The sequence below is a fragment of the Paenibacillus sp. FSL R5-0887 genome (assembly GCF_038002305.1).
Taxonomy (GTDB): domain Bacteria; phylum Bacillota; class Bacilli; order Paenibacillales; family Paenibacillaceae; genus Paenibacillus_AQ; species Paenibacillus_AQ odorifer.
Genome location: NZ_JBBOCE010000001.1, coordinates 2,982,267 through 3,003,908, shown reverse-complemented (window position 1 = coordinate 3,003,908; position 21,642 = coordinate 2,982,267). Strand labels below are relative to the sequence as shown.

Genomic DNA, 21,642 nt, shown 5'->3' with positions numbered 1-21,642 from the left:
CGGCAAAGTAGATCATAGTTAGAACACATCGGACCGTATCGCAGCTATTTTGGATATTTGTGTCATTTTACAAAGATTTCGGACTGTATAGCTCTTATTGCTATAAAAATGTCCAGAATTACTGTGCAAATGAGTCAATAGCTGCATCTGAGTCCGATAGCCGAGCAAAATGCCCTGATTCATCGAAATAGGGTCCCCTCGGTCCGATGCGTATGAGGAAGGAGTATAAGTAGAGCACACCTCAGAAAAGTAGAATCCCGCGCAAAAGTAGAGCATACCCAGCAAAGTAGAATCCCGCGCAAAAGTCGAACACACCCCGACAAAGTAGATCGTAGTTAGAACACATCGGACCGTATCGCAGCTATTTCGGATATTTGAGCTATTCTACAAAGGCATCGGACTGTATAGCTCTTATTGCTATAAAAATGTCCAGAATTACTGTGCAAATGAGTCAATAGCTGCATCTGAGTCCGATAGTCGAGCAAAGTACCCTGATTCATCGAAATAGGGTCCCCTCGGTCCGATGCGTATGAGGAAGGAGTATAAGTTGAACACACCTCAGCAAAGTAGAATCCCGCGCAAAGTCGAACACATCGGACCGTATTGCAGCTATTTTGGATATTTAAGTCATTTTACAAAGATTTCGGACTGTATAGCTCTTATTGCTATAAAAATGTCCAGAATTACTGTGCAAATGAGTCAATAGCTGCATCTGAGTCCGATAGTCGAGCAAAATGCCCCGAATCATCGAAATAAGGTCCCCTCGGTCCGATACGAATGAGCAGGGAGCAATACTACCGAGCGATCTAAACGATCCCATCGATCCCATCATATCCAAGGAGAAGCAAGCCAAACGATCCCCGCAATGGAGAATCCCCTCGTCACCGCTCCTACACCTCTTTTTGGGGTAAACGAATCTGCACAGTGGTGCCTATTCCTAGTCTGCTAAACACTTTAACGCCGTAGTGCTCACCAAATTTCAGTTTGATGCGGCGATCAACGTTAGTGATTCCGTACCCTCGTCCAGGCTTATCCTCAAGCAAAGAGCTGAAGGTCTCGCGGCTCATCCCCATGCCATCATCGATTACTGACAAAATAATATCGTTCGCTTCCATGACACCTTTGATATGAATATTTAGCGGACTTTCTTGGCTCCACACGGCATGAAGCACTGCATTCTCCACAAAAGGCTGTAAGGCAAGTTTGACTGTAGAGTAGGGCAGAATCGCTTCATCTACTGTGTAGGTAATGTTCAGTTGTCCTTTAAAGCGGATTAGCTGAATGGCGTTGTAGCTCTGGGTCAGCTTTAATTCCTCGTGGATGGTCAATATACTTTTCCCTTTATTCAGGGAGATTCGATAAAACTTGGCTAGATGAAGCACCAAATCTTGTATACGCGTATCTTGATGTTTTAGGGCAAGCGACGAGATGGAGCCCAGTGTGTTATACAGAAAATGAGGGTTGATCTGCGCTTGCAGCAGGTCAAGCTCGGCTTCCTTGCTCTGCAGCTCCTTCTGATACACCTCGGTAATGAGACTTTTGAGCCGGGTGGTCATTTGCTTGAAGGCAAAATGCAGCTGGCCAATCTCATCATTTCCCAAATGTTCTTCTGTACTATGATTGAAATCCCCCCGTTCCAGGCGGCGGATCATCCGGATTAAAGTACGGATACGCTTGCTGAATAGCGACGCCGTAATGTAAATCAGCAGGAGGGCCACGCCAATAAAGCCCAGGGAGATTTTGATAATCAGATCTGAGAGTGATTTAGCATCCTGAATAATGCTGTCATAAGGGAAGATGGACACGGTTTTCCATCCATTTTTGAGCGTGTTATAGACGGCGAAAGCCTTTACCCCTTTGTAAGTTGTGTCAAATCTGCCCGATGGCGATTCATCGAATTTCTGATCAAGCAATTCCGGTAGGCTCGTATTTAATAAGTGCTTGTCTGCTGCTGAGAGAATAAGTCCTTTGTCATTAATAATAAAAATATCTTTCCCGCCCGCTTCTTCCTCCATTAAAGAATAGATTACCGATTCGGAGATTCTGAAGACTAGAATACCGTAGGGATATTGATTGCGGTTATTGTTCAAAAATCTTGCTAAGGTAAACATGGCCGGACTATCTTCGGTTTGCGGTGAGGACAGATGAATGATATTCCCGTGTGACTGCTGAAGCTGCTTGAACAGCTCGGTCTCTTTAACCTCAGCTGTTACCGGCTTGATATAGTAATCATCTTTGGGAAGTGATTCATTGTCCGAATAAATGAAAACGCTATCAAAATCAGGATAGGCAGTCATTATCGTGTCCATGCGGTTGCCTATATATTGATAGACATCCAGATAAGAAGGATCATCCTGGTATTCACTCGTGAGGTAGCTGGCAAGTCTGTTATCCAGGTAGATGGAAGCTGAAATATGTTCATAGCTGTCCAGCTTGTTTTCCAAATTTTTATTAATCTGAGCTGTTGAATTCATCATATTGCTGTAAATCTGATCCGTTAATTTTGATTTTGTTAATTCGTAGGAAAGGTAGGCGAAAAGCATCATCGGAATAATGGTCACTAGCACAAATACGCTGAACAGCTTGGAACGAAAGCTCAAATCAATAAAAGGCATATAAATATATTTCCTATATATATGGCGCATAGAAGAAGTCCCTTCTTTACTGTAAATTCGCTGTTTGCCATGTTCATCATAGCAGACTGAATATCGAAATCCAATGCTCGAATCTGCCGAAACTCCTTTAAAAAGCGCTATCATTCGGAGGATTGAAGTATAGAAAGCCACCTGTTGCGGACTTAAGATGAATAGGAGAGAAGTTGAATCGAGATGTGGCTCGACATGCTGCACTAAATAAAAAGGGAGGGTATTTGATGCATAAAGCAAGCGCTATCAAAACAGTCAGAGGCAATAATCTGTGGTACAGATTAAAAGAGCAGAAATGGTTATTTTTGCTGATGCTGCCTGCCTTAATTGCGACATTGCTATTTTCTTATGGTCCTATGTTTGGGATGTATATGGCGTTTACGAATTATCAGCCGGGCGGAGGAACGTTTTTTCAACAATTTTTCCATGCAGAGTTTGTAGGCTTCAAGTGGTTTGAGTATTTCTTTACTACCGGAGATTTCTACCGTGTAATGCGTAATACGCTCGCTACAAGCTTGCTGACCTTGTTATTCGGATTTCCAGCGCCGATCATCCTCGCACTTGTACTGAATGAAGCTAGGCAGGGATTTTTCAAAAGATTTGTACAGACGGTTTCTTATCTGCCGCATTTTATCTCATGGGTTATCGCTGCAAACATCGTGATTACGCTGCTGGCTTCCGATGGGATGTTTAACAATTTACTGGTGACGTTGGGCATTGTTCAGGAACCGGTTGCTTTTCTACAAAATGGACCACTATTCTGGTGGATTATCGCTTTGTCTAACATGTGGAAGGAAATGGGCTTCAGCGCCATTATGTATCTTGCTGCAATTTCCGCTATTAATCCAGAGCTCTACGAAGCAGCAAGAGTGGATGGAGCCAGTCGCTTCCGGCAAATGTGGCATATTACGTTGCCAGCCTTGCGTCCAACCATTGTTATTTTAGGGATTCTAGCCGTCGGAGGCATTTTGAATGCGGGCTTTGAACAACAATACCTGCTGCAAAACAATACCGTGCTTGAGTATTCAGAGGTTATCGATATTTATGCATATAAATACGGGCTACAAAACAGCATGTTCTCCTACGGGGCGGCCGTTGGGGTATTTAAATCCGTGATTGCCTTCATACTTGTTGTAATTGTGAATCGTATTTCTAGAAAAGTGAACGACCAAGCGTTGTTCTAAACCCGAAAAAGAGAGGAGCGCTTGTGATGATTTCGAATAGATACGGGGATCATATTTTTAAATTTATAGTTTATTTCATTCTTATACTTGTGTTGCTAGTTACCTTTCTGCCTTTTTGGAATATTCTCGTTCTTTCATTAAATGCTGCTGAGGATACCGTACGTGGTGGCGTCTATTTATGGCCCAGAGTCCTCACCTTTGATAGCTACAGTCAAATCTTAAAAGATAGCGAGATTTTGAATGGCTTATGGGTTACTGTCAAACGTACCGTAATTGGAGCGCCGCTATCTGTCCTTGTCATTACGATGCTTGCTTATCCGCTAAGCCGCCGGAATTTGATGGGACGTAAAGGATGGAATCTATATTTTGTCTTCACGATGTATTTTGGAGGCGGACTGATTCCTTATTACATGGTGCTTAAAGCGCTGAATATGATTGACACGTTTTCCGTATTTATTTTGCCAGGGCTGATGAATGTCTTCTATATGATTATTGTCCGTACCTTTATGGAGGGGCTGCCTGGTGAGATCGAGGAGTCGGCGAAGGTAGACGGGGCGAATGACCTGACGATTTTCTTCCGGATTGTTCTACCTTTGACCACACCCGTGCTTGCGACTGTAGGACTTTTTCAGGCAATCTCACATTGGAATTCGTGGTTTGACTCCTATGCGTTTACCTATAGTTCTGACTTAAAGACCTTGCAAGCCGTACTCGTGAAAATATTAAGTCAATTCCAAACCGGAGGCATGGTATCGCAATCGCAAATGCTAGCTAACTCGGCTAAGCGGAATGCGGTTTCAAGTGATACTATCCGGATGGCAGCGACGATGGTGGCAACATTGCCTATCGTACTGGTATACCCATTCCTGCAAAAGTACTTTGTTAAGGGTATGACTTTGGGAGCGGTTAAGAGTTAATATGATTAAATAAACCGAACGTCAGCTGGAGAAATCTTGTCCGGCTGGCGGCCCTGAAGGGGGGTGAGCGGACAGACTTGCTTGGTTGCTTGATAGACTTATGAAGTAACTTACTTAATGGGAGGAATTAGGGTGTCTATGATAAAGAAAAACAAATGGTTGAACGTGAGTATTACTGCCGCATTAGCCGTTGGTGTATTAGCGGGTTGTGCTTCAAATGATGGAAAAAACAATACAAACCAAACGGCCGGAGACGATAAAAAACAAGAGCCGATTACATTGACCTGGTTTGATTCAAATACCAAGGGTGAGCCTTTCACTGATGCTATTGCGCAAGAAATCACCAAAAAAACGGGCATTTCGATCTCAATACAGCAGCCAACGGGTAATCCTACGGAAAAGCTGAGCTTGATGCTAGCCAGCGGTGACTATCCAGATGTAGTTGTAATGAGCCGGGGTGATGCTTCTCTCGATAAATACATTACAAGTGGCGCATTTATAGCGCTCGATGAGTTAATTGAGAAAAGTGGACCAGACATTAAAGAAATGTACGGCGACACATTGATCAAAACACGTTATAAAGATGGAAAAAACTATTACCTAGCTAACTGGTATGGCCTGGATAGTGATCCTGTCTTCGGTATGCTGATGAGAAAAAATCTGGTTGCTGACCTGGCTCCAGATAAGGCAGATGGCTCCACCCCACTCACAACGGATGAGTTTGAAGCACTTTTAAAGAATTTTAAAGAGAAAAACAAGACAATTGATGGAAAAGAAACTGTTCCAATGACGATGAACGGTGAAAATATGGGCGCCAACCTGGGTACATTTAAAGGGATGTGGGGTCTGAGAACCTACTACGATAATAATGGAACATTACAATATGATGTTAAGGATCCAAAGTATCGCGAGATGCTGCTCTATGTGAACAGTCTGTATAGAGAAGGTCTAATCGAAAAAGAATTTGCCATCAGCAAAACACAAACCTGGATTCAAAAGCTGGCTACCGGCGCAGTGTTCTCCACACCAGGCGCATACTGGGACCCAGGTAACGCAAATGGTACTCTGAAGAAGGATGGTGGAGATGATAATCAGTTCTTCCCGTACAAGGTTGTAGCACCAGGCACAGAAACCTCCCAAACAACATTCGGACCAAGAAGCTCACTTGGATGGGATGCTATTGCCATTACGAAAAATAACAAACACCCTGAAGAAACTATCAAGCTGTTCAACTACCTAGCGAGTGACGAAGGACAACATTTGCTGCTATGGGGTAAGGAAGGCGAGCAGTACACCATGGTGGATGGAAAGAGACAACCAGACCCTGCATTCCTGCAAAGCTTCAAGGATAACTGGGACGATGCTGTGAAGAAGAGTGGTGTTCGTAAATGGTTGTGGTTTGTTAAAAATGGTCTGGATGCCAATGAACAGCCATACGATATGGCCGTTAAATACCAACGTAGTGAAATTGACGAAATGGCCATTAAGAGCCTTGGAGATTCCGTATGGGATACAGCAGAATTTGATAACTTAGGCCCTGACGGCGGAACGCCTGAAGCGCTGACCGCGCAAAAAGTAAAAGATATTATGGACCAAAGCATTACGAGAGTAATCATCGCTCCTTCTGAAGCCGAAGCCAATTCTACATTCGACAAGATGCTTGCGGATATGAAAAAAGCTGGGGATGAAAAAGTAGAAGAAATCTTCAATCAGAAGTATAGCGAACGTATGGAATTGTGGAACTCAAAATAATATATTTATCTATGTAAAAGCTTCCTCTCTGCATTTCAGCAGAGGGAAGCTTTTTGTTGTATAAAAAAGCTAAACCAGCCGATTAACATGTGCATTCCTGCGGAAATCAAGCGGGGCTTGATGATAGAATTTTTTGAATTGATGATAGAAATGACTGACATTCTCGAAGCCGGATTCCAAAGCGATATCGACCACACGCAGCTCGGTAGTGAGCAGTAGGTTGCGGGCTACATTGAGCTTTAGCTGGTTGATATATTCCGTAGGTGTCTGGTTCAAGTATTGCCGGAAGGCGCGGTTCACATGACCGGCGCTTCTCCCTGACAGCTCGTACAAGGCATGAAGTCCACGGTGCAAATTATCCTTTAAATGCATTTTGGTTATGGCATGCTCTAGCCAGAGCGGGAATTCTGGTTGAGCGACTGTCTCTGCGGAGAAAAAATGCTGGGTGAGTGTATCGACGAGCAGGCCTTTTAGAAAAATCCGGGACTTAACCTTGTCTAGGGTTGATAGGATGCGAATGCGTTCCATAGAACGGATGAAACTAGCCATTTCCAGCTGAGATAACATGGCGATTCGGGGGAGAGGCGTGTTGAGCAATCCGTGCAAAAACTCCTCTTCATTCAGATAAGTTAAAGCATCTTCAATGAGGCTTTTGCGGCAGGGAATGTTCAGGAAACGGCAATCGCTATCACCATCTGCTTCATATCTGTGGGTATCACTGGGCCGAATAAAGACAAGGCAGCCCGTCTGAAGCAGCTGCGCTGTCCCGTTAACAATATGCTGACATCTGCCTTCTGTGAGAATGAAAAATTCATAGAAATCATGCGTATGCTCTGGAGATACCTGACTTAAGGACTCCACCCAGAAAGGGTCTGCTAGTAGTTCAGGATTCATATGGCTTGCCTCGGTGTATTTGAGCATGTTCGTCCTCCAGGGTATTAGTGATGTTAAAATAGCACATGATTATCGAGAACACAACACAAGAAATATAAAGATATTATTGATAGACTTGATCTATAAGAAGGCAAAATAGCACATTTTGGAGGCGGAGAAAATGCATCTTGTAGATCTAAATGGAAAATGGAAAATGAGACGTCTGCATGAGCCGAGTTGGCTGGAGGCTAGTGTGCCAGGTTCTGTCTATCACGATTTATTGAATGCCGGAGAAATGCCGGATCCGTTCTATCGTGAGCAGGAATATGAGGTTCTGGAATTATCTAATGACGATTACGAATATCAGCGTTGCTTTCAAGTGGAAGCTGAAGTGTTACAGCATGACTGCGTATTTCTGCTGTGTGAGGGGCTGGATACGTTATGCGAGCTTTTTGTGAATGGAACTAACATTCTGAACAGTGATAATATGCACCGGACGTATGAAGTGGACATTAAGTCAGTGTTGAAGCAAGGCGATAACACCATTCACGCGATTTTTCGTTCCCCAGTGGAATTTGCTCTGCGGAAGCAAGCGGAGCTGCCGCTTAGCAGTTGTGCTGATGCAGTGGAGGGAATATCCCATCTGCGCAAAGCACATTCCATGTTCGGCTGGGACTGGGGTCCGAAGCTGCCCGATCTTGGAATCTGGAGAAGTCTCTCCATTCAGGGGTATGACAGTGCCCGTGTTGACGATGTTTATATTACACAATTTCACGAGCCGGATAAGGTTACTCTGGATGTTCGGGTAAGAACAGAGAGCTGGCAGGAGGTTGAACGGGAAATCGTAGTCAGCGTTCACACTCCAGCAGGTGTGGCCGTTGAACGTCGTGTGTTCGAAACTGCCGGAGAAGATCATCATATTACACTGGAAATTATCGAGCCAGAGCTGTGGTGGCCGAATAATCTGGGTGCACAACCCCTGTATAACGTCGAGGTTGTGCTGTTACAGAAGGGACAGGAGCTGGATCGTCGAGAACTGCGGATTGGATTAAGAACGATTTCTGTGAAGCAGGAAGAAGACCAGTGGGGACAATCATTCGCTTTTGAAGTCAACGGCGTGCTTATCTTTTCTACAGGTGCTGATTATATTCTGGAAGATAATCTTCTGCCTCGCGTGACTATGGAACGCACGGATCGCCTGCTCCAAAGCTGCGTGGCTGCTAACTTTAATACTATTCGCGTATGGGGTGGCGGTTATTATCCTGACGATTATTTTTATGATCTATGCGATGAATATGGGCTTATTGTCTGGCAGGATCATCTGTATGCCTGTGGAATCTATGCTCTGACAGAATCTTTTGAGGACAATATCACACATGAGACGATCGACAACATGAAGCGCCTGCGCCATCACGCATCGTTAGGCTTGTGGTGTGGCAACAACGAACAGGAGATGGCTTGGGTCGATTGGGATTGGGAGAATCATTATTCGCTCCAGCTAAAGGCCGACTATATCAAGCAATATGAAGTGCTTCTGCCGGCTATCGCTAAGGAAGTTGATCCCAATACCTTTTACTGGCGTGCCTCTCCTTCCTCTAAAGGAAGCTTTGATAAGCCGAATGACGAGAACTATGGAGACATGCATTACTGGGGAGTTTGGCATGGCAAGGAGCCTTTTACCGATTACCGGAAGCTCTATCCGCGTTATATGTCTGAGTTTGGCCTGCAATCCTTCCCAAGCTTGAAGACGATTGAATCCTTTACGCTGCCGGAGGATCGCAATATTTTCTCCTATGTCATGGAGTCCCACCAAAAGAACAATACCGGAAATGAGAAAATTCTCTATTATATCGGCGAGACCTACAAATATCCGAAGGATTTTGAATCTATTCTCTATGCGTCCCAGCTTATCCAAGCCGAAGGCATGCGCTGTGGCGTAGAGCATTGGCGTAGACATAGAGGGCGCTGCATGGGCGCATTGTATTGGCAGTTGAACGATTGTTGGCCGGTTGCCTCTTGGTGTAGCATCGATTATTATGGCCGGTGGAAAGCAATGCATTATACGGCTAGACGTTTTTTTGCTCCAGTTCTTGCTTCTGCACATGACGAAGGAACCGTAGTTTGTCTGCATGTCTCTAATGAGAGCCGAGAGAAAGTGAGCGGTGAATTAAGATGGAGACTGCTTACTCCGACATCAGAGGTTCTAATGGAAGGTGCGAAGTCGGTGAAGATTGAGGCTTTAAGCAGTGCCGAGTTCGATCGGCTTGATTTTGGTCATGTCTTGGATACAAAAGAGAAGAAACGTGAAGCCTATCTGGAATATGTATTTGAGGTAGAGGGGGAGACGATAAGCGGGGGAACCGTCTTGTTCGTTAAGCCGAAACACTTCAGCTTTGTTGATCCTGAGCTTGAAGCCGTAGTCACAGAGGAAGCAGAACAATTCGTTATTACTGTGAAGTCAAAAGCATATGCCCGTTTCGTTGGACTTGATTTCAAGGAAAGAGATGCGATCTTCAGTGATAGCTATTTCGACCTGTCAGCTGGCATTTCAAGAATCGTTACGGTTGCCAAAAAAGATCTCGACAAACCAGCTACGGCTGAGGAACTGCGTGCTCAGCTTACTGTACGTTCCGTCTTTGATATTTAAGCAAAAGGTTATTTTCCTACTATATCTTAGGCTACCAATCTCCAAATGACAGTTTGATGATATATATTCTAGTGGTTTAGATCCTGTGTATAGATAGATCAATATTTTACTATAATAGGTATAGATATTAAGATTGTATACCCTTCCATTTCACTCTAAAATAGACTTCGAAGAAGCATTAACTACAAACAATAAACGTTCTATTGAGCTACCTTAAGGAGAGTGCAAACATATTATGGGTATTTATTATGACGACAACCGCAAGGTGTTTCATTTACAGTCAGAGAAATCCAGCTATATTATTGAAATGATCAAAGGTGTTATTCCAGCGCATGTCTACTGGGGCCCACAATTGGCAGGGAGAGAATTTCAACACCCGTTGAATTTGGTGGAACGTTGCTCTTTTAGTCCAACTTATTTGCAGGAGGATAAAAATATCTCCCTCGACACCTTGCCAAGCGAATTCCCTTCCTATGGAAACGGGGATTTCCGCGAACCGGCACTGGAGGTTCACCTAGTAGATGGCACGACCGTAACGGATTTCCGTTATAAGAGCTACACCATTAATAAAGGAAAACCTGCACTCAAAGGTCTGCCTGCTACTTATGTTGAAAGTGATGAAGAAGCAGAGACCTTGGAAATTATACTGCAAGATGATAAAACAGGATTGATCGCTGCCTTGAGCTATACCGTATTTAACGATCAGGATGTTATAACACGTTCCGTGCGGATTGAGAATCTGGGTAAGGACAATCTGGTTTTGAAAAGAGTATTAAGCGCGAATGTTGACTTCCATGATTCTGACTATGACATGCTGCAATTATCCGGTACTTGGACTAGAGAACGCCATATTCACAAAAGACCCCTCGTTCCTGGCATCCAACGGATTGACAGCAAACGCGGCTCCAGTAGCCATCAGCAGAATCCTTTTATGGCCTTGCTTGCAAAAGATGCGACAGAGGACCATGGCGAAGTTTATGGATTCAGCCTTGTGTATAGCGGGAGTTTCCTCGCCCAAGCAGAAGTGGATCAATACGGAATTTCCAGAGTAGGGATCGGTATTCAACCTTTTAACTTTCAGTGGTTGCTTGAACCGGGCGAATCCTTTCAGGCACCGGAAGCAGTATTAGTAAGATCCAGTGAAGGGCTTGGCGGATTATCGAGAACCTATCACCGTCTGTATCGGACCCGGTTATGCAGAGGTGAATTCCGCGATAGCAAGCGTCCTATTCTGATTAACAACTGGGAAGCGACTTATTTTAATTTTAACGCGGATAAAATCAAAGAAATTGCTAAAGCAGGCAAAGAGCTAGGCCTAGAGCTGTTCGTGCTGGATGACGGCTGGTTCGGCAAACGTGATAACGACGACAGCTCCCTGGGAGATTGGGTAGAGGATCGTCGCAAGCTGCCTGAAGGTCTTGGAAAGCTAGGCGAAGATATCACGGCAATGGGCATGGAATTCGGATTATGGTTCGAGCCAGAAATGGTATCGCCTGAAAGTGATCTTTACCGTGAACATCCAGACTGGTGTCTCCATGTACCTGGGCATAAAAGTTCATTAGCCCGCCAGCAGCTAGTGCTGGATTTATCCCGTAAGGATGTATGTGATTATATCGTCGAGTCAGTTAGCTCGGTATTATCATCCGCTCCGATTACTTATGTGAAATGGGATATGAACCGGAATATGACGGAGATTGGATCAGCGCTTCTTCCAGCCGAACGTCAACGTGAAACGGCACACCGTTATATCCTTGGACTTTATGATGTGCTGGAACGTATCGTTTCCCGTTTCCCTCATATTTTGTTCGAAAGCTGCTCCGGCGGTGGCGGACGATTTGACCCGGGAATGCTGTATTATATGCCACAGACCTGGACTAGCGATGATACGGATGCAGTGGAAAGATTGAAGATCCAATATGGAACAAGTATGGTGTATCCTGCGAGTTCAATGGGCGCCCATGTGTCGGCTGTTCCTAACCATCAGGTACATCGTATTACACCTTTGGAGACACGTGGTCATGTCGCGATGTCGGGTAATTTCGGCTACGAGCTGGATTTGACCAAGCTTACTGAAGCTGAGCGCGAGGATATCCGCAAGCAGGTTTCAGAGTACAAGGAACTGAGAATGCTGATTCAGTACGGTGATTTCTATCGACTGCTTAGTCCTTTTGAAGGAAACGAGACGGCATGGATGTTTGTTTCCGCTGATAAAAAAGAAGCCTTCGCCACCTACTTCCAAGTTTTGGCCGGGCCTAATCCACCGTTGCGCAGATTGCGTCTGAAAGGACTCGACCCTGCGAAATCGTATAAGCTTGAGTTTAACGGCGGAGTATACAGAGGGGATGAGCTGATGCACTTCGGACTCACGCTTCCACAGCTCGAGGGCGATTTCAGAAGCCTACTTTTCGTGCTTAGAGAAGTTTAATCAAAAAAGGAGGGTGCCCCAAAAGCCATTGGCTGCTGAGCACCTTCCTTTTTTTTCTCCTTTTTTGAGTTCTTTTGTGACTAGCTGCGCGCCCGAAGCTGTTATTGGATGGGGTGTTTAGTAGAATGTTTACCTAGCCTTAGCCGGGGATAGCGGGCTCGAATAAGGGTGTTTAGCAAGATGCTTTGCTAGCCAGGTGCTGCCGTACGCGAATTAGTGTGCCTTGCAAGTTACTTGACGCCACTGGAATTGAGTGTTTATAACTCGAAGTCGGCGGGCTCAAATTGGTGCACCATGTAAGTTGCTTCCCCAGCCAACACGGTGCTATCGGACTCAAATGCCGCTAATCGCAGTCTTTTCACACATTTGGAGTTTTATCGGACCGCATAGTCGCTATTGGCTCGAAAAGTACCTAATATGCACCTTTTTCGAAGGAATAGCTGCACTGGAGTCCGAAACAGTACTCAAAAGACGAAAAATTAGCAAATAGCGTCATTGGGGTCCGAAAGCGGCGGTAGAGGGGTGACACGGTGCTTTCGTATGCGAATTAAGGTGTTTAGAAGGATGTTTACCTAGGCGGGGGCTGCTGGACGCGAATTAGTACGACATGCAAGTTGCTTACCCAACCAACACGGTGCTATCGGACTCAAATGCCGCTAATCGCAGTCTTTTCACACATTTAGAGTTTTATCGGACCGCATAGTCGCTATTGGCTCGAAAAGTACCTAATATGCACCTCTTTCGGAGGAATAGTTGCACTGGAGTCCGAAATTGTGCTCAAAAGGCGAAAAATTGGCAAATAGCGTCATTGGGGTCCGAAAGCGGCGGTAGAGGGGGTGACTCGGTGCTTTCGTACGCGATTTTGGGTGTTTAGCAGGATGTTTACCTAGGCGGGGGCTGCCGCACGCGAATTAGTGCGCCTTGCAAGTTGCTCACCCATCCAACACAGTGCTATCGGACTCAAATGCCGCTAATCGCAGTCTTTTCACACATTTGGAATTTTATCGGACCGCATAGTCGCTATTGGCTCGAAAAGTACCTAATATGCACCTCTTTCGAAGGAATAGCTGCACTGGAGTCCGAAACTGTGCTCAAAAGACGAAAAATTGGCAAATAGCGTCATTGGGGTCCGAAAGCGGCGGAGGGGGGGTGTGAGTTGGCACCACCAGATCTGAATGGTTACTACTTGCATCCACCGGCCCCGAATTAGCACCCCACGCACGCCACGCCTGCCACGCCTGCCACGCCTGCCACGCCTGCCACTCAGCTCTATCGAAGCCGAATAGATATGCCTAGCAACATCAATTTTCAAAAAACACATGTTTGGACAGGAACTCTAGGTCCTGCTCGCGGTAAGTGGAGGGGCTAACTCCAAAGTAGGAACGAAAAACTTTGCCGAAATAGCTGGCATTGTCAAACCCGGTGTCCACAGCGATCTGGTAGATCGTCTGATCTGTTGTTTTCAGCATAGATGCTGCCAGCTCGATCCGTCTCCTTCTTAAATACTCAAAAGGCGAGAGATTGATGTTTTTTTGAAATAGCCTGCAAAGATGATGTTTAGAAATTCCAACATGTGCGGCGACATCGTCTAAGCTAAGGTTATTATTGTGCAGATCATTTTTCATGAATTGTATAGCGGCATGGAGTTTGTCATTTTTTATATAGGTGGTTAACAAACTTGGTTTCTTGAGGTATTTCTCCATGGACAATATCCACTGAAAGGCTTTCCCCGTTAGAAAATGCAAATCTCTTTCTTCATCAACCTGGATGTCCTTGAACATACTCCACAATAAATCCATCGGAACCGATTCCTGAGGGAGTTCTATAATAGGACCGCCATGTGCGATCAGCTGGTTCCAGAGTGAAATAGCTAGAGGTCCTCGTACATTCAGCCAAATGAATTCCCAGGGCTCTGTACCTTCCTCCGGATAATAATATCTGTGTATACTGGGGACAGTCACTAGGAAAGCTTTGCCCTTCGTTAATGGGTGAACAACCCCGTCTATTTCAATTCTACCCTCTCCAGATAAGGTGTACTGAAAAATAACACAACTTCTCTCCGTCCGATTCTGGCCGTTGAATGAATATGCCGGAGTTTCGGCTTGTTCCCAGCCAATAGAATCAAACAGAAGCATAGAAGCTTGTTCTTCCGAGCGAATGGTGTAGGAGGAGCGCAACATTAGCAGGTTTCCTTTCCGTGGTTCGTTACTTCATTCAAAGTGTAAACTTTTTTGTTGATCTGTTCAATTTTTGTTTCATTTAATCTGCTGTCTTCGATATTGATAAGGCGTAATGCCATACTGATCTTTGAACAGCTTAATGAAATATTGTGGCTTTTTGTAGCCGACTAGATGTGAAATATCGAGCACATGTAAGTTGGAATCGATTAATAACTTGGAGGCCTTTTCCAAGCGTTTAGAAGAAATGTAGCTCGATAAATTTTCGCCCGTCTCCTGCTTATAAAATTTGGACAGGTAAACAGGATGTAGGTGAACAATTTTCCCTAAGTCCTCCAGGCTCAAGCAATCACTAATATGATTGGAGATATAGGCTTGAATGGTATGAACAATGTTTTGATTGGAAAATTTAGCGCTTCTATCTAATTGGGTGAGGCTCTGCAAGATGGATTGAAGAGCCGTATCTGGCTCTGATAATTGATTGAAAATCCAGTCTGCGACCTCAGCTGATTGGATTTTATCGGTTGTGGAATACAGCAAATTAATGAATTCGAGCAGGTAGAGGAGCTTTTGTTTTTTGACAGTGAGCTTGGCAAAGTTTTTTAAAATGTTTTTTCTGGTTTGTTCCCATTCTCCAAGCTCTAATTTAGGGAGAGCACTAGAGGCACTCAGCATAGTAAAGTCTCTGGCCCCAATATTTTCATTAAAAAAGAAATGATAAAAAATATCCCGAACAGCATGCTTTTGAGAAAATTCAAACGGCTCGGAAAAAGAAATGGAATCGACGCTGCTTGCCACAGTTTCGGTATTGGATTCTGGAATAATTCCAGTAATGGCTGATGGAGTGATCCAAATAAAGTCCCGTCCACCATTATGATCTTTTAACATCATTTCATCTTTCCCTCTAGCCCCTGAGGCGTGAAAAAAGCAAAAGTGCTCATTCCGTAAAGCAGTGTCGAGTGCGCTGTGATCATAACGTAGTGGGGAAGGTCCGCTAATAACAGAAAGCAAGTAACCTAGCCCATCTATCTTTTTCTCTGCCACTGGGGTTTTTGGGGGGGTCTCAGCGATACTCTTAATAACTTGAGTCATGGCTTTTTCCATATCCTCTTTATCTACCGGCTTGAGTAAATAATCGAGTGCACCCAGACGAATGGCTTGTTGTGCATAATCAAATTGAGAATAACCGGAAAGGAAAATTACTTTGGTATTGAGCTTTTTCTCATGAACATGATGCAGCAAATCAATGCCGGATACCTCGGGCATACGAATATCTGTAATAAGGATATCTATATGATTCTGATTCAATAGCTCCTTGGCTTCAATCGAATTTGTTGTCGTCTCAATATGCTCAATTCCAAATTTGCTCCAATCCAGCAGGTGTTTTAAATATTCAACGATGTAATGTCCGTCATCAACTATCAATAATCGCATATTGTCCTCCTTCATCCAGCGAGAAATCTATGAATGCCAGCACGGATAAACCACCCCAGTCATTGATGAAGAACCGCAGTCCGCTTAATTCACCATACGCATTTTTGAGGCGATGATGAATGTTCCAAAGACCAATTCCTCTTGATCCTTCAGGAGGGGATTCATTCTCAAGTCTGGCCATTAGCTGGTGTATTTCCTCATTAGATAGCCCCTTACCGTCATCGGCTACAATAATTAACGCTCCAGTATCAAGTTCTTTTACATCTATAGTAACGCGATAAGCCCCTTGCTGTTCTTCAATCCCATGCTGGATTGCGTTCTCGACCATAGGCTGGATAATCAGTGGCATAATCAGATGCTCTCCCAGTTCAGGGGGCAGGTTGATTTCATAATTTATTTTTTTGGAAAGTGACATGATGGATAAAAAATGATCGGCAAGCTGCAATTCAGAAGCCAACGTAACATTATCTGAATTCATTTTTGTTAAATAACGATAGTACTCTGCTAAATGCTTGCTCATCTGCATTACGGCTTCCGGTGAAGTTTTTGCCACAGCCATAATGAAAAACAGATTATTGTAAAGAAAATGTGGATTGATCTGAGCCTGTAGCTGTTTCACTTCGGCGTTTCTGCGCAGCTCGGTTTCTATTTTTAATGAAGCGAATAAAGCCTGTATTTTGGCGACCATGTGGTTAAAGCTTTTAAATAGACTATAAAATTGATTGTCCGGGTTCTCACTAATTCTGGTGCTGTAATTCCCTTGTTCCACTTGGTAGAATTTCTTGTCGAGCAGATATACATTGCGATAATAGTTTCGATAGAACATAAAAATCACGATAAGACCAATGATCAAGATTATTAAGATGCTGACAAAAAACACCTGTTTATTCCGGTTAAGCGGATTCAAAAAATCACTCATTCGCGTATAGGTAACAAGATACGTATCAATCGGCTCAATATACTTCGATAAAACATAATAATCGTCATCGTTGATATGATAGTCAAACTTTAGAATTTCATGTGCATTGGGTGTTATCGTCTCCTTGGCTTTTTCCTCGATTCGAATATCCACCGCTTTATTGCTAATCATTAAACTCTTGTTCACAAGCAAAAAGGCATTGGAGCTCTCGCCGCCACTCACTGCTTTTTCTAAAAGACTTGTTAAATACTCCTTTTTCAGCTTAACGCCCACGATGTACTGAATATTGGCAGGATTCTTAGGTTCATGAATATAAGGATAGATTGAAAAATAATACAAATTGTTATTAACAATCTGCCAGCCTCGCTGCGTGACCTTCTGAAAGGGCTGTTTGGCAAGCGAATCATGACCCGTAAAAATAAAAGTGCCGTCCGATTTCCAGTAGATACCGATAGATTCAATCGCCTGACTGGAGAGAAGTGGTGCTGATATGCGGTCATAGATATCGTTTTTTTTCATCTGGGCATCGTAATTGTTCATCTCTTGTATTTTGCTTTGATAGAAACGTACGGAGGTGTCGGCTGTATATTGGATGCCATACAAACTTGCCTCAGAGATGATGCCATCCAGAATGCTTTCCGTATAGGCTAGCTGATTTTTGGAGGAGTTAACCAAGCTCTCTTGAATGGTTTTGGAACCTAGGGAGTTCATTACGAAAAACAAACTTAAGGTAAGTAAAAGGAAAAAAACGAAAAAATATATGAATCGTTTCATATTTACTTTTTTAATCATAAGCATTACTCCTGTCGCTAGGACTCGTGTGAATTCATCATAAGCTATATATTCCAAAAGAAAAAGAGAAGAGCTCTCGCAAAATGAAAGCGTTTATAAAGATGTTTAGCGAGTGGTTATGATATTTAATTTGAGACATTTTCGAATGAAAGCGCTTTTGTTAACATTAAACCAGAAAGAAATTAGCAGCCAAGAATGTAAAAGGGGGTAAGCACAATAGCACAGATAATGAATACCCAGCTCAAATGGAGTGAGAAAGCCAACGTTAAAAAAAGCAGAAAGAATCCTTGGAAAAAGGAAATCAAAAAAAATTGGCCATTGTATGTTTTATGTATCCCAGCTTTGGTATTCGTTCTAATTTTTGCCTACGGTCCTATGGTCGGATTAGTGATGGCCTTTCAGGATTACAAGCCCTGGCTTGGAATTACAGGTTCAACTTGGATTGGTTGGGATAACTTCGCAAGAATCTTCCAATATAAAGAGGCAACACAATCCATTATCAACACCCTCATTATTGCTGTAATCAAAATTATAGTCGGAATTATTGTTCCTATCTTTATGGCGATTCTGCTAAGCGAGATTAGAAACATGGGGATTAAAAAGAGTATTCAAACCTTGGTCTATTTACCGCATTTCCTCTCTTGGGTAACCGTTGCCGGAATCATGATTGATATCTTAGGTCTGGATGGGGGCATAAATCATTTTCTTACGAATTTCCTCGGACTGAAACCGATTTTCTTTTTGGGCGATCCTACGCTGTTCAGACCGACGATCATCATCAGTGATTTATGGAAAAACTTCGGATTTGGCATGATTGTCTACTTAGCGGTGATTACAGGGATCGATCCTTCTTATTATGAGGCAGCTGAGATCGACGGCGCGTCACGCCGCCAACAAATAAGACATGTTACCTTACCGAGTATGATGCCAATGATCATCGTAATTGCAACGTTAAGCCTTGGGAATATCCTGGATGCAGGATTTGACCAAATCTTTAACTTATACAATCCACTCGTATATAGTACGGGAGATATCATCGATACTTATGTTTACCGGTCATCGTTATTGAATGGCCAATACGGTTTTGGTACCGCTGTTGGATTGTTTAAATCCGGCATCAGCTTCATATTAATCGTAATTTCCTATCGAATTGCTTACAAGGTAGCTAACTATAAAATATTTTAAGTCGAAGTTGTTAAGCTTACAAAACTGTTAGGAGGAATGGGAGTGTATTATAAATCCAAGGGATATAGGATATTTTCGATTTTCAATCATATCCTCCTGATTCTAGTAGCCTTATCGTGTTTATTGCCTATGCTTCATTTGCTAGCACAATCATTTAGTAGTAAGACAGCGGTAAATGGGAATTTGGTATCCTTTTGGCCGGTGGACTTTAATATCGAAGCCTATGTGAAAACTTTTAAAAACACGAATTTTACAGGCTCCATGAGAATCTCAGTGGTCCGGACGGTACTGGGGACGTTAATCAGCATGTTCATTATTACAACGGCGGGGTATGCCTTGTCCAAAGATTTCCGTGGGCGTAATGCTTTAATGTGGATTTTTATATTCACGATGTTGTTTTCCGGTGGATTGATTCCTTCTTATATATTGGTTACGAAACTTGGGCTCAAGGACACGATCTGGTCGCTCGTGCTTCCCGGTGCCTTCGGAGCTTATAATTTGATTCTGATTATGAATTTCTTTAAAACAATCCCTAAGGCGCTTGAAGAGGCGGCATTTATCGATGGGGCTTCGTTCTTCGTCATTTTCCGGAAAATCTATCTTCCGCTTTCCCTTCCCGGTCTGGCAACCGTTGGATTGTTTATCATGGTGGGGAGCTGGAACGCATGGTTTGATGGGATTTTGTATATGTCGAATACAACGGACTATCCGTTAGCTTCATTCTTACAGACTGTAGTGGTGCAAGGTTCAGCGCAGAGTATGGCACTTAGTCAATCAGAAGCAGCCGCGTTGTCAGAACAGAGTATCAAAGCTGCGCAAATTTTTATTAGCACACTGCCCATTATCCTTGTGTACCCTTTTCTACAGAAGTATTTTGTCAAAGGCATCGTTCTGGGTGCTGTAAAAGAATAACGTGACCAACATATAAAACTTTAATTCAAAGGAGCTTATTGATGAAAAAAACAGGGGCCTTAATAACGACTACTGTATTGATGGCAGGATTGCTAGCGGGCTGCGGCTCAAACGGTAAAGAATCTACTACGGCAGAAGCGGTTCTCAAAGACGGCAAATACGATCCTCCTATTACTATCAACATCGCCAAGCAACAAGATGAGAATGCCGGTAAATATATCAACGGGGAGAGCTTAAATGATAATGTGTTGACCCGCTGGGGTGTCGAGAATCTAGGGATTAACATCCAAACTACTCTTTTGGGCGGTGATGCCTCCCAATATAATACGAAACTTCGTTTAGCGCTCACTGGTTCCGAGAAGCTTCCGGATGTTTTGCCAGTGTATGATACCTCATTAGAAAATGATCTGATTCAATCTGGACTTGTAAAAGATATTGCGGAGGACATTAACAAATATATGCCTGAGCGTCTGAAAGAAATATATAAACAATATCCAACAACGTTCAACCCGGTTATCCAGGACGGCAAGGTTTATGGGATGGCGATCTCGCCCAATCTCACTGAAGGTGAGGTCATGCTTATCCGTCAAGATTGGTTAGATAAATTAAATTTAAAAGCGCCAACAAATATAGATGAATTTGAACAGGTAATCGCTGCTTTTACGAATGATGATCCGGACGGTAACGGAAAAAATGATACTTATGGATTTGATTTCTCGGGAAAAGATTCTTACAACACGGGCTGGGTAAGCGACTCTGTAATGATTTTTAGTGCTTATACAGGGAAGAGTCTCCCCGGCCAATGGTATAACGACAATGGAAAACTCACTTACGGTTCCGTCGCTGATGGGACAAAGGATGCGTTAGCTAAACTTCGCGATTGGTACTCCAAAGGGTATTTAAATAAGGAGTTAGCTACACAGGGTGCATGGGATGCACTGGCGGATTTCACTGAAGGTAAAGCAGGGATTATTATTGGCCGTCCTTGGCTGTACGGCAGTGTTAAAGATGTGGAAACTAACGTAAATGGGGCTAAAATCAAAGCTTACCCAACAATTAACGGTGTAAGTGGGGATCGAACTTACCAATCCGGTCAACAGAACGATGGTGTCTTTATGTTTAATAAAGACTTTAACAATATGGAAGCTTTCTTCTTGTATTATGACAAGCTTTACGATGCAGCATTTGGTACCGGAGATTTCAAATATGGTTATGCTCAGGGATATGATTATGACATCGTTGGCGATGAAGTGGTATTCGATTCCAAGAAATTCAATACGCCTTTGGATGCCGCTCAAGGTGTAGGAAAAATGGCTTTTACCAAAAATACACCAAGTGTGGATGGCCCAGGTAAATCTTTTTATGATCTTTCCAAAGGTGCAAAAGCAGAGAATGGGGTCTTGATCAGATCGGCATCAAATGATGAAACAGCCAAAGAGGGATATGTGATTTCCTATGAGAATAGAGAGTCGCTGCTTCCAAATGCATTTAACGGCCCTCCTACCAAGACCATGCAGACAACCTGGGAGCAACTGAATACGATGGAAAAGGAAACCTTCACCAAAATTATTTACAGTAAAGAGCCGCTAACTGCGTACGATGACTTCGTGAAGCAATGGCATGACAAAGGCGGTACGAAAATTTCCGAAGAAATCAACGAATGGTATAACAATGCTAGCAAGGTGGATGTGATGTCTCAGATGGGATTGAAATAAGTTCGCAAGAACAGCAGGTTCAGTTAAGGTCATCCTTGGCCGAACCTGCTTTTTTGTCTAAAAAT

The 21,642-nt window shown here is 43.5% G+C and carries 13 protein-coding genes; 8 read left to right on the top strand and 5 right to left on the bottom strand.

The features are described 5' to 3' along the window. Positions 1–890 precede the first annotated feature (890 nt). On the bottom strand, positions 891–2,615 hold the full coding sequence (locus MKY14_RS13530; RefSeq protein WP_175623557.1) for a cache domain-containing sensor histidine kinase: 1,725 nt from the start codon (positions 2,613–2,615) through the stop codon (positions 891–893). A 257-nt stretch (positions 2,616–2,872) separates the two neighbouring features. On the opposite strand from MKY14_RS13530, the gene MKY14_RS13525 reads away from it, so the two are divergent. From MKY14_RS13525 to MKY14_RS13515, 3 genes are all read left to right on the top strand, one after another. After that, the gene (locus MKY14_RS13525; RefSeq protein WP_051491272.1) at positions 2,873–3,829 is read left to right on the top strand and encodes an ABC transporter permease; all 957 of its coding nucleotides are present in this window, start codon (positions 2,873–2,875) and stop codon (positions 3,827–3,829) included. Between the two features lie 26 nt (positions 3,830–3,855). Then, entirely contained in the window at positions 3,856–4,746 is an 891-nt protein-coding gene (locus MKY14_RS13520) for a carbohydrate ABC transporter permease (protein WP_036683186.1), read from the top strand. Between the two features lie 138 nt (positions 4,747–4,884). Continuing rightward, on the top strand, positions 4,885–6,498 hold the full coding sequence (locus MKY14_RS13515) for an extracellular solute-binding protein (protein WP_038574721.1): 1,614 nt from the start codon (positions 4,885–4,887) through the stop codon (positions 6,496–6,498). 69 nt (positions 6,499–6,567) lie between these two features. On the opposite strand, the gene MKY14_RS13510 is transcribed toward MKY14_RS13515, so the two are convergent. Beyond that, positions 6,568–7,419 carry a helix-turn-helix domain-containing protein gene (locus MKY14_RS13510; protein ID WP_076128941.1) on the bottom strand — a complete coding sequence of 284 codons (852 nt, stop codon included), beginning with the start codon at positions 7,417–7,419 and terminating at the stop codon, positions 6,568–6,570. Between the two features lie 133 nt (positions 7,420–7,552). Between MKY14_RS13510 and MKY14_RS13505 the strand changes: the two genes are divergently transcribed. Then, entirely contained in the window at positions 7,553–10,018 is a 2,466-nt protein-coding gene (locus MKY14_RS13505) for a beta-mannosidase (protein ID WP_340976635.1), read from the top strand. Between the two features lie 235 nt (positions 10,019–10,253). Beyond that, positions 10,254–12,443, top strand: a complete 2,190-nt coding sequence (locus tag MKY14_RS13500) for an alpha-galactosidase (protein WP_076194794.1) — start codon at positions 10,254–10,256, stop codon at positions 12,441–12,443. A 1,301-nt stretch (positions 12,444–13,744) separates the two neighbouring features. Here MKY14_RS13500 and MKY14_RS13495 read toward each other — a convergent pair. The 3 genes from MKY14_RS13495 to MKY14_RS13485 form a co-directional block, all read right to left on the bottom strand. Then, complete coding sequence (locus tag MKY14_RS13495; RefSeq protein WP_076130289.1) at positions 13,745–14,623, bottom strand: helix-turn-helix transcriptional regulator; 879 nt, start codon at positions 14,621–14,623, stop codon at positions 13,745–13,747. 75 nt (positions 14,624–14,698) lie between these two features. Continuing rightward, the gene (locus tag MKY14_RS13490; RefSeq protein ID WP_340976634.1) at positions 14,699–16,054 is read right to left on the bottom strand and encodes a response regulator transcription factor; all 1,356 of its coding nucleotides are present in this window, start codon (positions 16,052–16,054) and stop codon (positions 14,699–14,701) included. Beyond that, positions 16,035–17,765 carry a sensor histidine kinase gene (locus tag MKY14_RS13485; RefSeq protein ID WP_340976632.1) on the bottom strand — a complete coding sequence of 577 codons (1,731 nt, stop codon included), beginning with the start codon at positions 17,763–17,765 and terminating at the stop codon, positions 16,035–16,037. Before MKY14_RS13485 ends, MKY14_RS13490 begins: the two co-directional genes overlap by 20 nt. A gap of 228 nt (positions 17,766–17,993) precedes the next feature. Here MKY14_RS13485 and MKY14_RS13480 point away from each other — a divergent pair, with 228 nt between their 5' ends. From MKY14_RS13480 to MKY14_RS13470, 3 genes are read left to right on the top strand one after another with little or no spacing between them, the layout of a single operon-like run. Next, positions 17,994–18,950, top strand: coding sequence for an ABC transporter permease (locus MKY14_RS13480; RefSeq protein ID WP_081382600.1), 957 nt, complete (start codon positions 17,994–17,996; stop codon positions 18,948–18,950). Between the two features lie 42 nt (positions 18,951–18,992). Then, complete coding sequence (locus MKY14_RS13475; RefSeq protein WP_081383383.1) at positions 18,993–19,862, top strand: carbohydrate ABC transporter permease; 870 nt, start codon at positions 18,993–18,995, stop codon at positions 19,860–19,862. 41 nt (positions 19,863–19,903) lie between these two features. Beyond that, positions 19,904–21,577, top strand: coding sequence for a hypothetical protein (locus MKY14_RS13470; protein WP_076279234.1), 1,674 nt, complete (start codon positions 19,904–19,906; stop codon positions 21,575–21,577). Positions 21,578–21,642 lie beyond the last annotated feature (65 nt).